Source organism: Yinghuangia soli, from assembly GCF_021502675.1.
Lineage (GTDB): Bacteria > Actinomycetota > Actinomycetes > Streptomycetales > Streptomycetaceae > Yinghuangia > Yinghuangia soli.
This window is the reverse complement of sequence record NZ_JAKFHA010000046.1, coordinates 18,392-32,540: the sequence shown is the minus strand read 5'-3', so window position 1 is coordinate 32,540 and position 14,149 is coordinate 18,392. Positions and strand designations below refer to the sequence as shown.

13 protein-coding genes are annotated in these 14,149 nt (G+C 72.7%); 8 read left to right on the top strand and 5 right to left on the bottom strand.

The annotated features are described in order from the left end of the window. Positions 1-104: 104 nt before the first annotated feature. Positions 105-242 (top strand): hypothetical protein, encoded by a 138-nt coding sequence (locus LZ495_RS39435; protein ID WP_235058035.1) that lies wholly within the window; start codon positions 105-107, stop codon positions 240-242. Between the two features lie 35 nt (positions 243-277). Here LZ495_RS39435 and LZ495_RS39430 read toward each other — a convergent pair whose 3' ends face one another. The 4 genes from LZ495_RS39430 to LZ495_RS45150 form a co-directional block, all read right to left on the bottom strand. Next, positions 278-1,912 (bottom strand): TerD family protein, encoded by a 1,635-nt coding sequence (locus tag LZ495_RS39430; protein WP_235058034.1) that lies wholly within the window; start codon positions 1,910-1,912, stop codon positions 278-280. Positions 1,913-1,981: 69 nt separating this feature from the next. After that, complete coding sequence (locus LZ495_RS39425; RefSeq protein ID WP_235058033.1) at positions 1,982-2,335, bottom strand: RidA family protein; 354 nt, start codon at positions 2,333-2,335, stop codon at positions 1,982-1,984. Next, a complete protein-coding gene (locus LZ495_RS39420) occupies positions 2,332-3,042 on the bottom strand; it encodes an SDR family oxidoreductase (protein ID WP_235058032.1) in 711 nt (236 codons plus the stop codon). Before LZ495_RS39420 ends, LZ495_RS39425 begins: the two co-directional genes overlap by 4 nt. Positions 3,043-3,189: 147 nt before the next feature. Further along, the gene (locus LZ495_RS45150; RefSeq protein WP_235058031.1) at positions 3,190-4,470 is read right to left on the bottom strand and encodes a cytochrome P450; all 1,281 of its coding nucleotides are present in this window, start codon (positions 4,468-4,470) and stop codon (positions 3,190-3,192) included. A gap of 319 nt (positions 4,471-4,789) precedes the next feature. Between LZ495_RS45150 and LZ495_RS39410 the strand changes: the two genes are divergently transcribed. The 4 genes from LZ495_RS39410 (at position 4,790) to LZ495_RS39395 (ending at position 8,302) form a co-directional block, all read left to right on the top strand. After that, complete coding sequence (locus tag LZ495_RS39410) at positions 4,790-5,449, top strand: hemerythrin domain-containing protein (protein WP_235058030.1); 660 nt, start codon at positions 4,790-4,792, stop codon at positions 5,447-5,449. 269 nt (positions 5,450-5,718) lie between these two features. Continuing rightward, positions 5,719-6,420: a crotonase/enoyl-CoA hydratase family protein gene (locus tag LZ495_RS39405; protein ID WP_235058029.1), complete on the top strand. Its 702-nt coding sequence runs from the start codon at positions 5,719-5,721 to the stop codon at positions 6,418-6,420. A gap of 67 nt (positions 6,421-6,487) precedes the next feature. After that, positions 6,488-7,456 (top strand): aminoglycoside phosphotransferase family protein, encoded by a 969-nt coding sequence (locus LZ495_RS39400; protein ID WP_235058028.1) that lies wholly within the window; start codon positions 6,488-6,490, stop codon positions 7,454-7,456. 90 nt (positions 7,457-7,546) lie between these two features. Then, the gene (locus tag LZ495_RS39395; protein WP_235058027.1) at positions 7,547-8,302 is read left to right on the top strand and encodes a GntR family transcriptional regulator; all 756 of its coding nucleotides are present in this window, start codon (positions 7,547-7,549) and stop codon (positions 8,300-8,302) included. 38 nt (positions 8,303-8,340) lie between these two features. Here the strand turns inward: LZ495_RS39395 and LZ495_RS39390 are convergent, their stop codons facing one another. Beyond that, the gene (locus LZ495_RS39390; protein WP_372498711.1) at positions 8,341-10,407 is read right to left on the bottom strand and encodes an acetoacetate--CoA ligase; all 2,067 of its coding nucleotides are present in this window, start codon (positions 10,405-10,407) and stop codon (positions 8,341-8,343) included. Positions 10,408-10,625: 218 nt separating this feature from the next. Between LZ495_RS39390 and LZ495_RS39385 the strand changes: the two genes are divergently transcribed. The 3 genes from LZ495_RS39385 to mhpA are packed head-to-tail and all read left to right on the top strand — an operon-like array spanning position 10,626 to position 14,139. Next, complete coding sequence (locus tag LZ495_RS39385) at positions 10,626-11,510, top strand: fumarylacetoacetate hydrolase family protein (RefSeq protein WP_235058025.1); 885 nt, start codon at positions 10,626-10,628, stop codon at positions 11,508-11,510. 50 nt (positions 11,511-11,560) lie between these two features. Next, positions 11,561-12,499 carry a VOC family protein gene (locus LZ495_RS39380; RefSeq protein WP_235058024.1) on the top strand — a complete coding sequence of 313 codons (939 nt, stop codon included), beginning with the start codon at positions 11,561-11,563 and terminating at the stop codon, positions 12,497-12,499. Beyond that, positions 12,496-14,139, top strand: coding sequence for a bifunctional 3-(3-hydroxy-phenyl)propionate/3-hydroxycinnamic acid hydroxylase MhpA (mhpA, locus tag LZ495_RS39375; RefSeq protein ID WP_235058023.1), 1,644 nt, complete (start codon positions 12,496-12,498; stop codon positions 14,137-14,139). Before LZ495_RS39380 ends, mhpA begins: the two co-directional genes overlap by 4 nt. Positions 14,140-14,149: the final 10 nt, after the last annotated feature.

Genomic DNA, 14,149 nt, shown 5'->3' with positions numbered 1-14,149 from the left:
CGCGCGACAATGTGCGCTGCCGTCCTTCGCGCATTGTGGACATCGCGGAACTGCGGCCTCCGTGCTGCTCGTTCCTTCCGATGAACATGAGGAAGGGAGTGGGCATGCTGTCCGTAGTGGCCTGGGTTTTCCCGGAGATTTCCGAGGCGCTGACAAGAGTCGTCGGCCGCACCGTGGGTCTGCGACTCCTCGTGCGTCGGCAGGTCGGCAAGCAGTACGGCGGCGACCTGCCTGGCGGCTGACCTGCTCGGGTGAGCAGGTCAGCCGTAGGACAAGGTCAGCCGTAGGACAAGGTCCACGGGCCCTCGGTCGTGATCCGCAGGTAGCAGGGCTCCGGCGGCATCGGGATCTGCAGCCGGCAGTAGTCGAGTTCGTCCGCGATGATGCCGCGCGAGCGGCCCGAGTAGTCGAACGTCTCCACCGTGAACATGCTGTCGCCGTCGTAGGCCATGCCCACCGACCCGCCACCGTCCCATCGGACGACGTCGCTTCCGCGGCCGCGCAAGCGCAGCCCCGGTCCGAGACTGCGGACCGTCCCGACGGGCAGCAGCGCCACCGACCACGACCCCCGGTACCGCACCCGGAACCGGCACTGGCCGTCGGCAGGGACCGGCGCGATGCCGAGGGCACGGGTCCCGTCGTGGGAGTCGAGGACAGCGCTCCCCGAACGGCCGGTGTGGTCGATGACGTCCACCGACGCGGTCGAGTCGGGCCTGGCGTCGGTCGGGGTGAACTCCACGAGCACCATCCGGGCGCCGGGCGGAGCCGCCAGGGCGATCGTCCCGTTGCCGTGCCCGTCCTGCCGCGCCGCGGCGCCGGACATGGGCGGGGCGGGCGGTGCTCCCATGTGCTGCGGGCCATGCGCCGGAGGCGGGGACGGGGGCAGCGAGTGGACCGGAGCAGGCGGGTACGGCGCGGCCGGCGGGTAGGGCGCAGCCTGCGGTGCCGGGATTCCGCCTTGCGGGAAGGGACCTCCGGTTTGCGGGTACGGGACGCCGGGCTGGGGGTAGGGAACCGCGGGCTGCTGCGGCGGATACGGAGGCTGCTGCGGCGGCAGTTGGGGGATCCGCATGGACGTCGTCGTGGACCCGTGCAACTCGGCGAACGGCCCGTATTCGGCAGGCGACGGCGGCACCGGGGCGACCGGCGCGGCCGGGGCGACCGGGAACTGCGGCGGCGGACCCGGCTGCCCCGCCTGCCCGGGCGGGACACCCCACGGCGTATGCAACGGCGCGTACGGCGTCGGTGCCGACGGCGTCGGATTCTGCGCCGCGCGCTCCTGGTACGCCTGGACGTACGCGGCAGCCCCGCCCGTCGAGTTCGTCGGGTCCGCGGCCACGGTCGGGAACGGCAGGTGGTTCAGCGGTACGCCCAGCTCGCCGGAGAGCTGGGCCAGCCCGCCCGCGTACACATGCGCAAGCGCGCCCAGCCACCAGCCGTTCCCGTGCCGCTTGATCTCCAGTACGAGACCGCTGCGCCCGGGCGCCAACTGGCCCGCGGGGAGGTCCAGATGCGCGGTGTCGACACCGCCGGATGCAAGGCGGACGCGTACCGAGGCCGGCATCTGCGGACCGGGCGCGCCGCCGACCGGCAGGCCCGAACCGGGTCCGGGCGCGACCAGGTGCACCACGAACACCAGGTGGTGCAGATGCGGCGGGAGCGCGCGCGGGTCGATGGCGAACAGAGTCTCGCCGATCGGGCTGGACAGCGACCGTACGCCGCCTTCGGGGAAGGCACCGCGCATCGGGCCGACCGCGTACTGCGCACCCGCGAACCGCCAACCCTCCTGCAGACCGAGGCAGCCGCCCTGGAGCACGGCGCCGTGGCCGACCGCGGCCATCCCGACCACCAGATCGCCGGACGGGGCGAACTCGCCCACGTGCGCGCTGTCCCCCGGTGCCAATCTGCGCATGGCGCCCCCGTCCCCGTCCCTGTTCCTGTCTCGACCGAAGCGGCAGTCCCCACGGCCGCCGACCCGAACCTACCGGGGATGCGCAGCCATGTCGGCAGGGAGTTCCCCGCAGCGTTCGCCGAGGTCGGAAAGCGGACGGTAGGCTTCCCGAACGGCGTCATCCTTCCTCTCGACGGCCACCTCGAAGAGCGCATGCGCCTCCGCAAGCCCCGCCACGCGCCGCAGCGTGTAGGCAGGCGTCGTACCGTCCCCGAGTCGGGCGACCTCGGCGAGGACGACCGCCAGCGAAAGTTCGTCGTGGCCGACCATGGTCAGTCGCAGCTTCGCCACCCGCTCGAAGCCCAGTCCCTCTTCGGCGAGTGCACTCCGGAGCTCCTCGAACGCCTGCCGTACCTCGGCGGCGAACGCCTCGGCCGCGCTCATGAGGCGGGTACGCCCAGTCGTCCGACGCCCGTCGCGGCCGTGCCGCGCGTGATCGCGTCCGCGAAGACGCTGGGCAGGCCCTTCTCGACGGCATCGAGGATCTGCGCGGCCACGTCCTCGGGCGAGGTCTTCGGCTGCGCGATGCCGGCCGCCATGTCGGTGTCGATGAACGCCGCGTGCACGCCGACCACGAGGGTGCGCTGCTCCGCGAGCTCCAGCCGCAGCGCGTTCGTCAGGGACCAGGCCGCGGCCTTGGACGCCGCGTAAGAGGCGACGTTCGGCAGCGTGATCCACGAGAGCACCGACAGCACGTTGACCAGCGCCCCGCCCCCGTTGCGGGCGAGCACCGGGGCGAAGGCGCGGGACATCTCCAGCGTCCCGAAGTAGTTCGTCTCCATCTCCGCACGCGCCGCAGCCGACGACGCAGAAGCCGCGAACCCGCCGCCCCGCGCGATCCCCGCGTTGTTGACGAGCAGCGCGGTATCCCCGCATCGGAGGGCCGCAGCAGCGACCGCCGCGGGATCAGTGACGTCCAGCTCGACCGGCATGAGCCGGGAATCGGTCACCGACGCCGCATCCCGCACCCCCGCGTAGACAGTGGCAGCCCCACGGTCCAGCAACGCCGAGGCAATGGCCCGCCCCAGCCCGCGATTCGCACCCGTGACGAGTGCGGTGACCCCGTCGATGCGCACACCGATGTCGCTCATGCTCGTATACCCTCCCGCAGCGGAGTAAGTTGGAAAATCCAACTAACACCATCGCGAGGCGTATTGGCAAGCCGCAGGCACTTCTGCGCTACGCGTGGCAGGGGGACGGCGACAGCTCGCCGTTCTCGTGGCCGCAACCCCCAGGAACTACTTGGCAGGGCCGAAGGCGATCTCGATCTGGGTGTGGTCGAGCGTGTGCGGGAGGGGGCCGCCGACGAGCATCGGCGACAGCAGGCGCATGCCGCGGAAATCGCGCAGGACCTCCGCGAGAACAGCGGTCACCGTATAGAGCACGAGATTGCGCCCCGGGCAGGCGGCCGCGCCGTCACTGAAGGGCACGATCCCGCGAGCCGGAGCCGCACGCCCGTCGGGCCACGCCTCGGGGGTGAACCGGTCGGCGAAGTCCAAGGCCTGGGCGTCCCGGTGGAAGAACGAGCTCACGATGGCCACCGCCGCGCCGACCGGCGCAAGCGGGGTAGGGCGAAGCGGTTCGCGGAGGATCACCAGCGTCGTCGGCCACAAGCGCAGCGCTTCGAGGACGCAACTGCGCAGGAAAGCGAGCTCGGCCGGCACCCGCGGGTCGTCGGGGTCGTACGCCTCGACCTCGCGGCAGGCCCGCTCGGTCTCCGACTCATGCGCCGCCAGCAGCGCCAACGTGTCGAACGCGGCGATGGCTGCCGCGTCGAAAGCGAACAGCCAATGCGGGACCTGGGCGTACGGCTCGGCTTCCGGGCCGCCGTCGAGATCCGCCAGGGAGCCGGCGAGGCTGCCCGCTTCGGCGCGCCGCAGGTGCCCGGCCAGCCGGTCCGCGAAGAGGCCGCGTTCCCCGGACCGGCGCGGGTGCGCGAACGCCCAGTTCCCGTCCGCGCGCAGGCTGTCCAGCAATCGGGTGAGCACGACATCGTCGGCAGCACCGCTGCCCAGCACGATGCGCCGGACGATGCGGTGGAACATCAGGTGGAACCGCTCCCAGGTGACGATGCCGGTCGGACCGACACGCTGGAGCAGCCGCCCGGTCTCGTCCCGGACCGCGCTATGGAAGGCACCCGCAAGGTGGTGCGCGGAATGCGGCGTGTCCAGGACTGCTTCGTTGAGAGCCCGGCGCGGCGGGCGCTGCCCGGGTGGCGTGATCAGCACCGCGTCCGGTTCGAAATGCCTGAGCGCCGCGCTCTTTTCGCGGCTTGCGGGGGAGTAGGGGTCGGGCGTCAGGGCGAGGATCTCGCGTACGTCCCGGGCCGCGAGTGGGAGGACGACCTGCCGCCCGCCGACCGACACCAGCAGCGGGTCGTCACCGTACTTGTCGCGCAACCGGCTCAGCAGGGTGCTGCTCCGCCGCATGGCGTCGACCCGTGCTGCCGCGGACTCGGCACGCGGCCGCCGGATGATCGGACCCTGGGCGATGAGCGGCAGGACCACCCGGGCGGCCACGCGCAGGGAGTCGGCGGCGGAGACCCGGTGCGCCCGGCAGGACGGATCCGGAGGCGGTGCGCCGGACCCGAAACGGGACCGGAGCCGCGGCCGCAGCCCGTCGTGGGAGGGCGGGTGCGCACGCGGTCGGGTGGACGGTTCAGCGGGCGAAGCCGCTTTCAGCAAGCGCATGGCCGGACGCTGTCCCCGGATGCAGCGGACAAACGGCCCGGCACGGGCAGAACGCGGGGCGGTTGCCGGCAGGCATATCGGGAGGCATATCCGGAGGCATATCTCGGGCGGACCGGGTAGCGGCGCAGATTCGCAGCGCGCGAAGGGCATGGCGGCCACGGTCGAGACGGTCGTCCGCAACACCGCCCGCGCCGATCTGAAGGAGGCAACGGTCATGACCGGACCCGAGGCTACGCGGGCCGAGGCTGCTCGGCTGCATCGCGATGACGTCGTCGGAATCCTGCTCGACCAGCACGCGCGGATCGAGGAGTTGTTCGCCGATGTGAAGCATTACGACAGCGGTGGCCCGGCCAAGCGGCGGGCCTTCGACGAGTTGCGCTGCCTGCTCGCGGTCCACGAGGCCGCCGAGGAGATGGTCGTACGGCCTGCGGCGAAGAAGGTCGCCGGGACGGCCGAGACGGATGCCCGCAACCGCGAGGAGAAGCAGGCTGCGCAGGTGCTGGCCGAGTTGGAGGATCTGGACGTCAGCAGCGCGGAGTTCGCGGTGAAGTTCGCGTCGCTGGAGGCCTTCGTCAAGCGCCACGCGGAACTGGAGGAGCGCCAGGAGTTCCCGAACCTGCGCGACGGCTACACGCCCGAGGAACGCCGGACCATGGGCTCGCGCCTGCGTGCCGCGGAGAAGTTCGCGCCGACGCACGCCCACCCTGGTGCCGCCGGCTCGACGACAGCGGCCTGGACGGTCGGCCCGTTCGCCGCGATGGTCGACCAGGCGAAGGATGCCCTGCGCACCAGCTCATCCGGTCGTTAGCGCCTGTCAGGCGGCCCGCGTGATTGCCGAAGGCCACCGGTGCGCGAGGGCGCCCGGCCGGTGATGCCCTGTGCCCGGCCGGCAGTCGAAGGCGGGCTGCCGGCCGGGCAGCCGGTTGCGTACCGCTCCGTCCGAGGCGGGAGGGGAGGGGGAGGGGACCGCGGGCGTGTCGGCCCGGGTGACTTCCGTCGAAAACACGGGAGTTGCCCCTAGGCTGCCCGGGGCGCGGATGCGCCGCCGGGTGCCGGTCAGCCGACGAGGGAGCCGCCATGGGAACGCTGGTCACGTACCACCGCGAGGGCGACGTCGCGACGATCACGATGGACGACGGCAAGGTGAACGTCCTGTCGCCGCAGATGCTCGACGAGCTCGGTTCGGCTCTGGACCAGGCCGAGGCCGACGGTGTGGTGGTGATCCTCACCGGCCAAGGAAAGGTGTTCTCGGCCGGGTTCGACCTGGGGGTGCTGCAGGGCGGCGGGCCCGATGCGTCCGCGATGCTGCTGGCGGGCTTCGAGCTTGCCGCGCGGCTGCTGGCGTTCCCGCGGCCGGTGGTCATCGCGTGCAACGGCCACACGATCGCGATGGCGGTGTTCGTGCTGCTGTCCGCCGACTACCGCATCGGGGTGGCCGGGCCGTACACGATCACCGCGAACGAGGCGGCAATCGGTCTGACGATGCCGCACGCGGCCGTCGAGATCTGCCGGCAGCGGCTGACACCCGCGCACTTCACCCGCGCGGTCGTCAATGCCGAGGTGTACGCGACCGCCGATGCGGTCGCGCCCGGCTTCCTGGACGCCGTGGTCGCGGACGGCGAACTCGCCGAGGCCGCGCAGCGCAAGGCCGCCGAGCTCGCCCGTCTCGACGGGCAGGCGCATGCCGCCACCAAACTCCGCGCCCGGGGTCCGGCGCTGGCGGCGATTCGGGCCGCGATGGAAGCGGATGCCGCGTACTTCGATTCCTTGACGGGGTAGGCCGGTGCGTCGCGGCCGGTGGATTCTCGTTTGACGCGGGCGGGACGCGGCGGTCGGATGGCCGCCTATGAGCGCCCTCCAGATGCACCCCGGTCAGCACCCCGTCGACGAAGCCCTCGTGCGACGGCTCGTCGCCGCGCAGTTCCCGCAGTGGGCGGACCTGCCGGTGGTACGCGTGCCATCCGGCGGGACGGTCAACGCCATGTACCGGCTGGGCGACGCCATGGCCGTCCGCCTGCCCCTGCTTGCCGACGGGGCACCGGACGTCCGGCTCGAACAGGAATGGCTGCCGCGTCTGGCCGGACGCCTGTCGACGGCCATTCCGGTGGTGCTCGGCGCCGGCGAGCCGGGGGAGGGGTACCCCTGGCCGTGGTCCGTCCTGCGGTGGCTCCCCGGTGAGATCCCGCAGGCGGACGCGCTCGCCGAGCCCGAGCTGCTGGCCGCGGACCTGGCCGCCTTCGTGACCGAGATGCGCGGCAGCCTGCCGGTGCCCGATCCGGCCACCAAGCCGAAGTCGGAGTCGGGGCCGGCCGCCGGGGCGCCGATTGCGCACCGCGGAGGCCCGATCGCCTCCTTGGACCGTGCGACGCGGTCGGCACTCGCCGAACTCCGCGGCATCGCCGAGGAGAAGTTCGACTGGGATGCGGTCGAGGCCGTCTGGGACGCTGCGCTGCGGGCACCCGGCCCGGACGGACCGCCCGTGTGGCTGCACGCCGACCTGATGCCGGGCAACCTCCTGCTCGACGGCGCGGGCCGGCTCGCCGCGGTGATCGACTTCGGCTGCCTGGGCCTCGGCGACCCGGCCTGCGACCTGTTCCCGGCCTGGAACCTGCTGCCCGCCGCAGGGCGCGAGGCCTTCCGCAAGGCGCTCGACGCGGACGATGCCGCCTGGACCCGCGGGCGCGGGCGCACGCTGTCGCAGGCCCTCATCGCCCTGCCCTACTACCGGACGACCAATCAGGCGATGGCGGCCAACGCCCGGCATGTGCTCGGCGCCGTGCTGGCCGACGTCGAGGCGGCGAGTGTCGGCGGATAATCGATCGCCCGTGGGATTTATGATCATCAGGGGAAAATCGGCTAAACTCGCGTTCCGCGAACAGGTCTTCCGACGCCAAGGGGCAGTGCGTTGCCGGCACGACAGAGCAAGGAGCGTCCGTCCGGTCGCCGGGTGGACAAGGCCGCCGACGGCGGGTCGGCTCCGAGCCTCGGTGTCGCCGTCCAGACCGAGCTGCGCGCCCAGATCCTCGCCGGCGTCCACCCGCCCGGCGCAAGGCTGAGCCCCCGGGCGCTCGCCGACCGCTTCGAGGTGAGCCTGTCGGTGGTCCGCGAGTCGCTGAGCCGGCTGACCGAGCAAGGGCTCGTGGTGGCCGCCCCGCAGCTCGGGTTCTCGGTCGTCTCGCTCGACGTCGCCGACCTCGTCGACCTCACCAAAGTGCGCGTCCTGATCGAGACGGCCGCGCTGCGCGAAGCGGTCGAGCACGCGGACGTCGAGTACGAGGCGCTCGTGGTCGGCGCGCACCACCGCCTCGCGCGTACCCCGTTCCTGAAGGACCCGGCGACCCTCACCGTCACCGACGAATGGGCCGCCGCGCACGCCCTGTTCCACGACGCGCTGATCAGCGCCTCGCCGAGCCCGCGGCTCCGCGGCCTGGCGGCGAGCCTGCGCGACCGCGCCGAGCTGTACCGGCGCTGGTCCGGCCCGCTCGGCAGCCAGGACCGCACCCGCGACGTCGCCTGCGAGCACCGCGACCTCATGGACGCGGCCCTCGACCGCGACGCCGACCGCGCCGCGGAGCTCTTGGCCGCGCACATCAACCGCACCACGGACCTGCTGCTGGCCTACGCCGAACGAGCCGCGGCGGCGGACGCAGCCGCCCCCTGACCTGCCCTGAAGGGCCGCCGCACGGCAAGCCGCGACGGTCAGGCCCCGGCCGCCTTCCGGGCGATCGCGAGAAACGCGTCCAGCAGCACCGGATCGTCCACCGCGTCCCGGCTCACCACGCGTCCCGGTTCGGCGCCCAGCAGGATCCGCTTGACCGGCACCTCGATCTTCTTGCCGGTCCGGGTACGCGGAATCCCCGGCACCGCGACGATCGCGTCCGGCACATGCCGCGGCGACGCCTCGCGCCTCAGGCGTTCCGCGATCGCCGCCCGCAGGCCGTCGTCCAGCTCGCCGTCCACCACCACGAACAGCGGCATCCAGTACGCCCCGTCCGGGCGGTCGATGCCCACCACCAGGCTGTCCAGCACCCCGGGGACCCGCTCGACCACGTCGTAGATGTCGGCGCTGCCCAGGCGTACGCCGTGCCGGTTGAGCGTCGCGTCCGAGCGGCCGTGGATCACGATGCTGCCGCGCTCGGTCACGGTGACCCAGTCGCCGTGCCGCCAGATGCCGTCGTACGTGTCGAAGTACGCCTCGTGGTACTTCGTGCCGTCCGGGTCGTTCCAGAAGTACAGCGGCATCGTGGGCATCGGGCGGGTGACGACCAGCTCGCCCACGTCGCCGCGCACCGGTTTGCCGTCCGCATCGAAGGAATCGAGCGCGACGCCCAGCGCCGGGGCGGAGATCTCGCCCGGCCGGATCGGCAGGTTCGGTGCCCAGCCGGCCAAGGCCGTCACCACGTCCGTGCCGCCCGACACGGACACCAGCGGCACCCGGCCGCCGAACTGCCCGTGGATCCACGCCGAGGACGCCGCGGGCACCGGTGACCCCGTCGCGCCCAGGAGCCGCAGAGCCGACAGGTCGTACGCCTCCGCGAGGCGCCGCGAGTCGTCGCGCTCGCAAGCCGCGAGGTATCCGGGGCTGGTGCCGAGCACCGTGACGCGGTGCTCGGCGGCCAGTTCCCACAGGCGGTCGACGTGCGGACGGGCCGGACTGCCGTCGTACAGCAGCAGCGACGCACCGGAGAGCAGCGCCTGGACCGTGAAATTCCACATCATCCAGTTGGTGGTCGTGTACCAGAACAACCGGTCGCGGTCGGTCAGGTCCAAGTGCAGGCCGAGGGTCTTGAGCCCGTCCAGGACCACGCCGCCGTGGCCGTGCACGATCGCCTTCGGCACGCCGGTCGTACCGGACGAATAGAGCACCCACAGGGGGTGGTCGAACGGTACGGGCTCGACCCGGAGCGGCCCCGGCGCAGGGTCGGCGGCGGACCGCCAGTCCACCGACGGAACCGGGAACTCATGGGCGGGCAGACCCAGATGCCGGACGTGCACCACCGCGGAGACGGTCGGCAGCAGGCCGGCCAGGCGGACCGCCTCGGCCCTCCGGTCGTGGCGGCGGCCGTTGAAGTGGTAGCCGTCGGCGCACACGAGCACCTTGGGTTCGAGCTGCGCGAGGCGGTTCGCGGCGGCGGGTGCCGCATAGTCCGGGCCGCAGCACGACCAGATCGCCCCGATGCTCGCGGCGGCCAGGAACGCGACCACGGCTGCCGTCCCGTTGGGCAGGAAGCCGACGACCCGGTCGCCGGGACCCACCCCCAGATCGCGCAGCAGGTCGGCGGTCGCGGCCACGCGCTGCTCCAACTCGGACCAGGTGAGGCGCTCTTCGGCGTCGGCCGGGGTGCGTGCCGAGTCGGGGCCGCCTGCTTCGCCTGCCTCGCCTGCTTCGACACCGGCCTCGGTCACCGCGATCAGTGCGACCTCGTCCGCGCGGCGTCCGGCGAAGACCCGGTCGACGAAGTTGAGCTGCACGCCCGGGAACCACTCGGCCCCCGGCAGCGCGTCGGCGGCCAGCACCGGCGACGGGGCCTCGCCCGGCGCCACCGCGAAGAACGTCCACACCGCGGACCAGAAGTCCGGCAGCCGGTCCACCGACCACCGCCACAGGTCGCGGTAGTTCGCCAGCGGGACGCCGTACCGCTGCTCGACGTCGCGCATGAAGGCCGAGATGGTCGCGGCCTGCACGGCGTCCGGGTCGGGCTCCCAGAGTGCTGCCGGCGGACGCGGTTCCTCCGCGGATATCTCCTGTGCGGCGGGCGGGTTCATCGACGTCCTGGTGGGTGTGCCGGGTGTCTCGGTCATACCGGATGCCTCCCCAAAGTGCCGGGACTTCGAGCGCGGCCACGCTACCACCGAGGAAACGATTGTCTGTGGATCACCAATCATTCCGACGGAAAATCGATTTTGTCTTGACGGTTCATCCGCCGGGGCGCAGGCTGGCCGCAGCCGTCACGCCCCGCACCACCGCTCACGGGAGAGACCACATGCGCATCGCCAACGTCGCCGGACGAGCCACCTTGCTGGACACCGACGGCGGGGGACTGGACGTCGCGAAGGCAAGCGGCGGCCGGCTGCCCTCCGACCCCCAGGCGCTGTTCGAGCACTGGGACGCCCTGCGCGACTGGGCGGCGCAAACGGGCGGCAGCGGCGGCGACTTCGCGGTCGACGCGACGCAGCTCGGCGCCCCGGCGCCGACGCCCCGGCAGGTGTTCGCCATCGGCCTCAACTACGCCGAGCACGCCGCGGAATCGCGGATCGCCCGGCCGGACACCCCGCCGGTCTTCACCAAGTTCCCGACCTCGATCACCGGCCCGCGCGCCCAGGTGGTGCTGCCGAGCGCCCACGTCGACTGGGAGGTCGAGCTGGTGGTCGCCATCGGGCGTACCGCGGTCGGCGTCGCCGAGTCGGCCGCCTGGGACCACGTCGCGGGGCTCACCGTCGGCCAGGACCTGTCCGAGCGCATGGTGCAGCTATCGGGCCCCGTACCGCAGTTCTCGCTCGGCAAGTCGTACCCGGGCTTCGCCCCGCTGGGGCCCGCGCTCGTCGCCCCGGACGAGTTCGCCGACCCGGACGACCTGGAACTCGGCTGCCGCATCGGCGACGAGGTGCTGCAGCAGGGCCGGACCCGGGACATGATCTTCGGCGTCGCCGAACTGATCGCCCGGCTCTCCGCGGTCTGCCCGCTGCTGCCCGGCGACATCATCTTCACCGGCACGCCGTCCGGCGTCGGCATGGCCCGCGACCCGCAGCGCTACCTGCAGCCGGGCACCACGTTGGTCAGCCACGTCGTCGGCATCGGCGAACTGCGCAACACCATGGTCGCCGGCCCCGTGCCCGCTTCCGGGGAGACCAGCGGCCCGCGCGACTGAGACACAGGACAGCCGGCGACCAGGACAGCCGGAGACCAGGAGACCAGGACATGCCCCTGCACCGCCTGAACCAGATCACCGTCGCCGTACCCGACGTCGCCGCAGTCGGGGCGTACTACGCGGAGTTCGGCCTCGAACCGTCCGCCGCCCAGGACGGCACGTACGCCACCGCCGACGGCGGCGACCAGCTCCGCCTCGTGCACGGCGAGCGCCGCCGGCTCGCCGAGATCCGCATCGGCGCCGACGACCCGGACGACATCGACCGGATCGCCGCCCAACTCGCCGCGCTCGGCATCACCGCCACCCGGGCGCCCGGCGGCGGTGCCATCCGGGCCGTCGACGCCGGCACCGAAACCGCGGTGGTGGTCGAAGTGACCGCGCGGATCGTGCAGAAGGAGACCCCGGCACCGCCGTACAACGCACCCGGCAGCGTCGTACGCCCCGACACCCGGGCGCCCGGCGTCCTGCGCGACGAGCGCGTCCGGCCCCGGCGGCTCGGCCACGTCGTCGTCGGCTCCACCGACCAGGAGCAGTCGGAGCGCTTCTTCGGCGCCGGCCTCGGCTTCAAGACCAGCGACACCGTGCCCGGCCTGGCCGCCTTCATGCGCTGCTCGACCGACCACCACAACGTGCTCGTCCAGCAGGCACCGCTCGCCTTCCTGCACCACACCGCATGGGAGGTCGACGACGTCGACGAGGTGGGCCGCGGCGCGAGCGCGATGCTCGAAGGCCACCCCGAACGCCACATCTGGGGCCTCGGACGGCACCACATCGGCTCGAACTTCTTCTGGTACCTGCGCGACCCGGCCGGGAACTTCTCCGAGTACTACTCCGACCTCGACTGCATCGTCGAGGACGCCCTGTGGCGCCCCGAGGCCGTCGAAGGCCTGCGCGGGCTCTACAACTGGGGACCGCCCCCGCCGCCGTCGTTCCTCGCCCCGGACGACCTGGCCGAGCTCATGACCGGCGCGCACGGCGGTGACCGGTGACGGACCGCGACGTCGATGCCGACGTCGCCGTCGTCGGCGCCGGACCGGTCGGCCAGGCCCTGGCGATCCTCCTCGCCCAGTCCGGCCACCGCGTCACCGTCCTCGAACGCCGCCCCGAGCCCTACCGGTTGCCGCGCGCCGTGCACTTCGACGACGAGATCGCCCGGGCCTTCGCGGGCATGGGCATCGGGCCCGAACTCGCCCGGATCACCGAGACTGCGGACGCGTACGACTGGCGCAATGCCGACGGCGCCACCCTCCTGCACTTCGACTGGGGCGGCCTCGGCCCGGGCGCCTGGCCCACCGCCAACATGTTCGGCCAGCCCGAACTCGAAGCGGTACTGGCCGAGCGTGCGGCCGCCCTCGGGGTGACCGTCCGGCGCGGCTGCCAGGTCGTCGGCATCAGCGAAGAGCACGCGCCGGACGGGGACGCAGACCGCGGACACGTCCGTCTCACGCTTCAAAGCGCAGGACTGCCCGACGGCCCCGCACCGGGCACCCTCACCGCCCGCTACGTCGTCGGCTGCGACGGCGCGAACAGCTTCGTCCGCGACCACCTCGGCGGAACCGTCACCGACCTCGGCTTCCAGTACGACTGGCTGATCGTCGACGTCGTCCCGCACGAACCGCGCCCGTGGCACCCGACCAACCTGCAGCTCTGCGACCCCGCCCGGCCGACCACCATGGTCTCCGGCGGCCCCGGCCGCCGCCGCTGGGAGTTCATGCGCCTGCCGCACGAGACGACCGCGGACCTCGACACCCCCGAGGCCGCCTGGCGGCTCCTCGCACCCTGGGACGTCACACCGGACACCGCCACCCTGGAACGCCACACCGTCTACACCTTCGCCGCACGCTGGGCCGAATGCTGGCGCTCGGGACGCGTCCTCATCGCCGGGGACGCCGCACACCTCATGCCGCCGTTCGCCGGACAGGGCATGTGCTCGGGCATCCGGGACGCCGCCAACCTCGCCTGGAAACTCGACCTCGTCCTCACCGGACGAGCCGCCGAGGCACTCCTCGACACCTACACCAGCGAACGCGCCGCCCACGTCCGCAACGCGATCGCCATATCCGTCGAACTCGGCAACGTCATCTGCCTGGCCGACCCGGCCGCGGCCGCGCTCCGCGACGAATACCTGCTCAAGGCCGGCGGCGACCCCGAGGTCGCGCTGCCGCCGATACCCCCGGCGGTGCTCGGCCCCGGCGTCCTGCACACCGACGCCGACGGCATACCGATCGGCACCGCCGGACAACGCACCGAGCAGGCCCGGGTCACCGACGCGACCGGGCGTACCGACCGCCTCGACCAGATCACCGGCCCCGGATTCGTCGTGGCCACCACCACCGGCCTCGACCTCACCCCCGAGACCACCGCCCTCCTCACCACCCTCGGCGCCCACATCGTCCACATCACCGAACCCGGCCACCTCGCCCCGCCCGCACCCGACGGCTGCCCGGTCCGCGTCGTCACCGACACCGACGGCTTCTACCTGCCCCACATGCGTGCCAACGGCCACGAGATCGCGGTCGTACGCCCCGACCACTACCTGTTCGGCACGGCCGCCACCGCCGCGGAACTCCCCGCCCTCCTGCACGCCCTGGCCGCCGCCCTCCACCTGCGCGACCCGGCCCCGGCCTGACGTCCCGCGG

What these genes read in the sequence shown, in the direction of transcription:
- LZ495_RS39405 (WP_235058029.1), top strand. Translation starts at nt 5,719, where the DNA reads ATGGGAACGCTGGTCACGTACCACCGCGAGGGCGACGTCGCGACGATC.
- LZ495_RS39425 (WP_235058033.1), bottom strand. Translation starts at nt 2,335, where the DNA reads ATGAGCGCGGCCGAGGCGTTCGCCGCCGAGGTACGGCAGGCGTTCGAG.
- LZ495_RS39410 (WP_235058030.1), top strand. Translation starts at nt 4,790, where the DNA reads ATGGCGGCCACGGTCGAGACGGTCGTCCGCAACACCGCCCGCGCCGAT.
- LZ495_RS39435 (WP_235058035.1), top strand. Translation starts at nt 105, where the DNA reads ATGCTGTCCGTAGTGGCCTGGGTTTTCCCGGAGATTTCCGAGGCGCTG.
- LZ495_RS39430 (WP_235058034.1), bottom strand. Translation starts at nt 1,912, where the DNA reads ATGCGCAGATTGGCACCGGGGGACAGCGCGCACGTGGGCGAGTTCGCC.
- LZ495_RS39420 (WP_235058032.1), bottom strand. Translation starts at nt 3,042, where the DNA reads ATGAGCGACATCGGTGTGCGCATCGACGGGGTCACCGCACTCGTCACG.
- LZ495_RS39400 (WP_235058028.1), top strand. Translation starts at nt 6,488, where the DNA reads ATGAGCGCCCTCCAGATGCACCCCGGTCAGCACCCCGTCGACGAAGCC.
- LZ495_RS39390 (WP_372498711.1), bottom strand. Translation starts at nt 10,407, where the DNA reads ATGAACCCGCCCGCCGCACAGGAGATATCCGCGGAGGAACCGCGTCCG.
- LZ495_RS39380 (WP_235058024.1), top strand. Translation starts at nt 11,561, where the DNA reads ATGCCCCTGCACCGCCTGAACCAGATCACCGTCGCCGTACCCGACGTC.
- LZ495_RS39385 (WP_235058025.1), top strand. Translation starts at nt 10,626, where the DNA reads ATGCGCATCGCCAACGTCGCCGGACGAGCCACCTTGCTGGACACCGAC.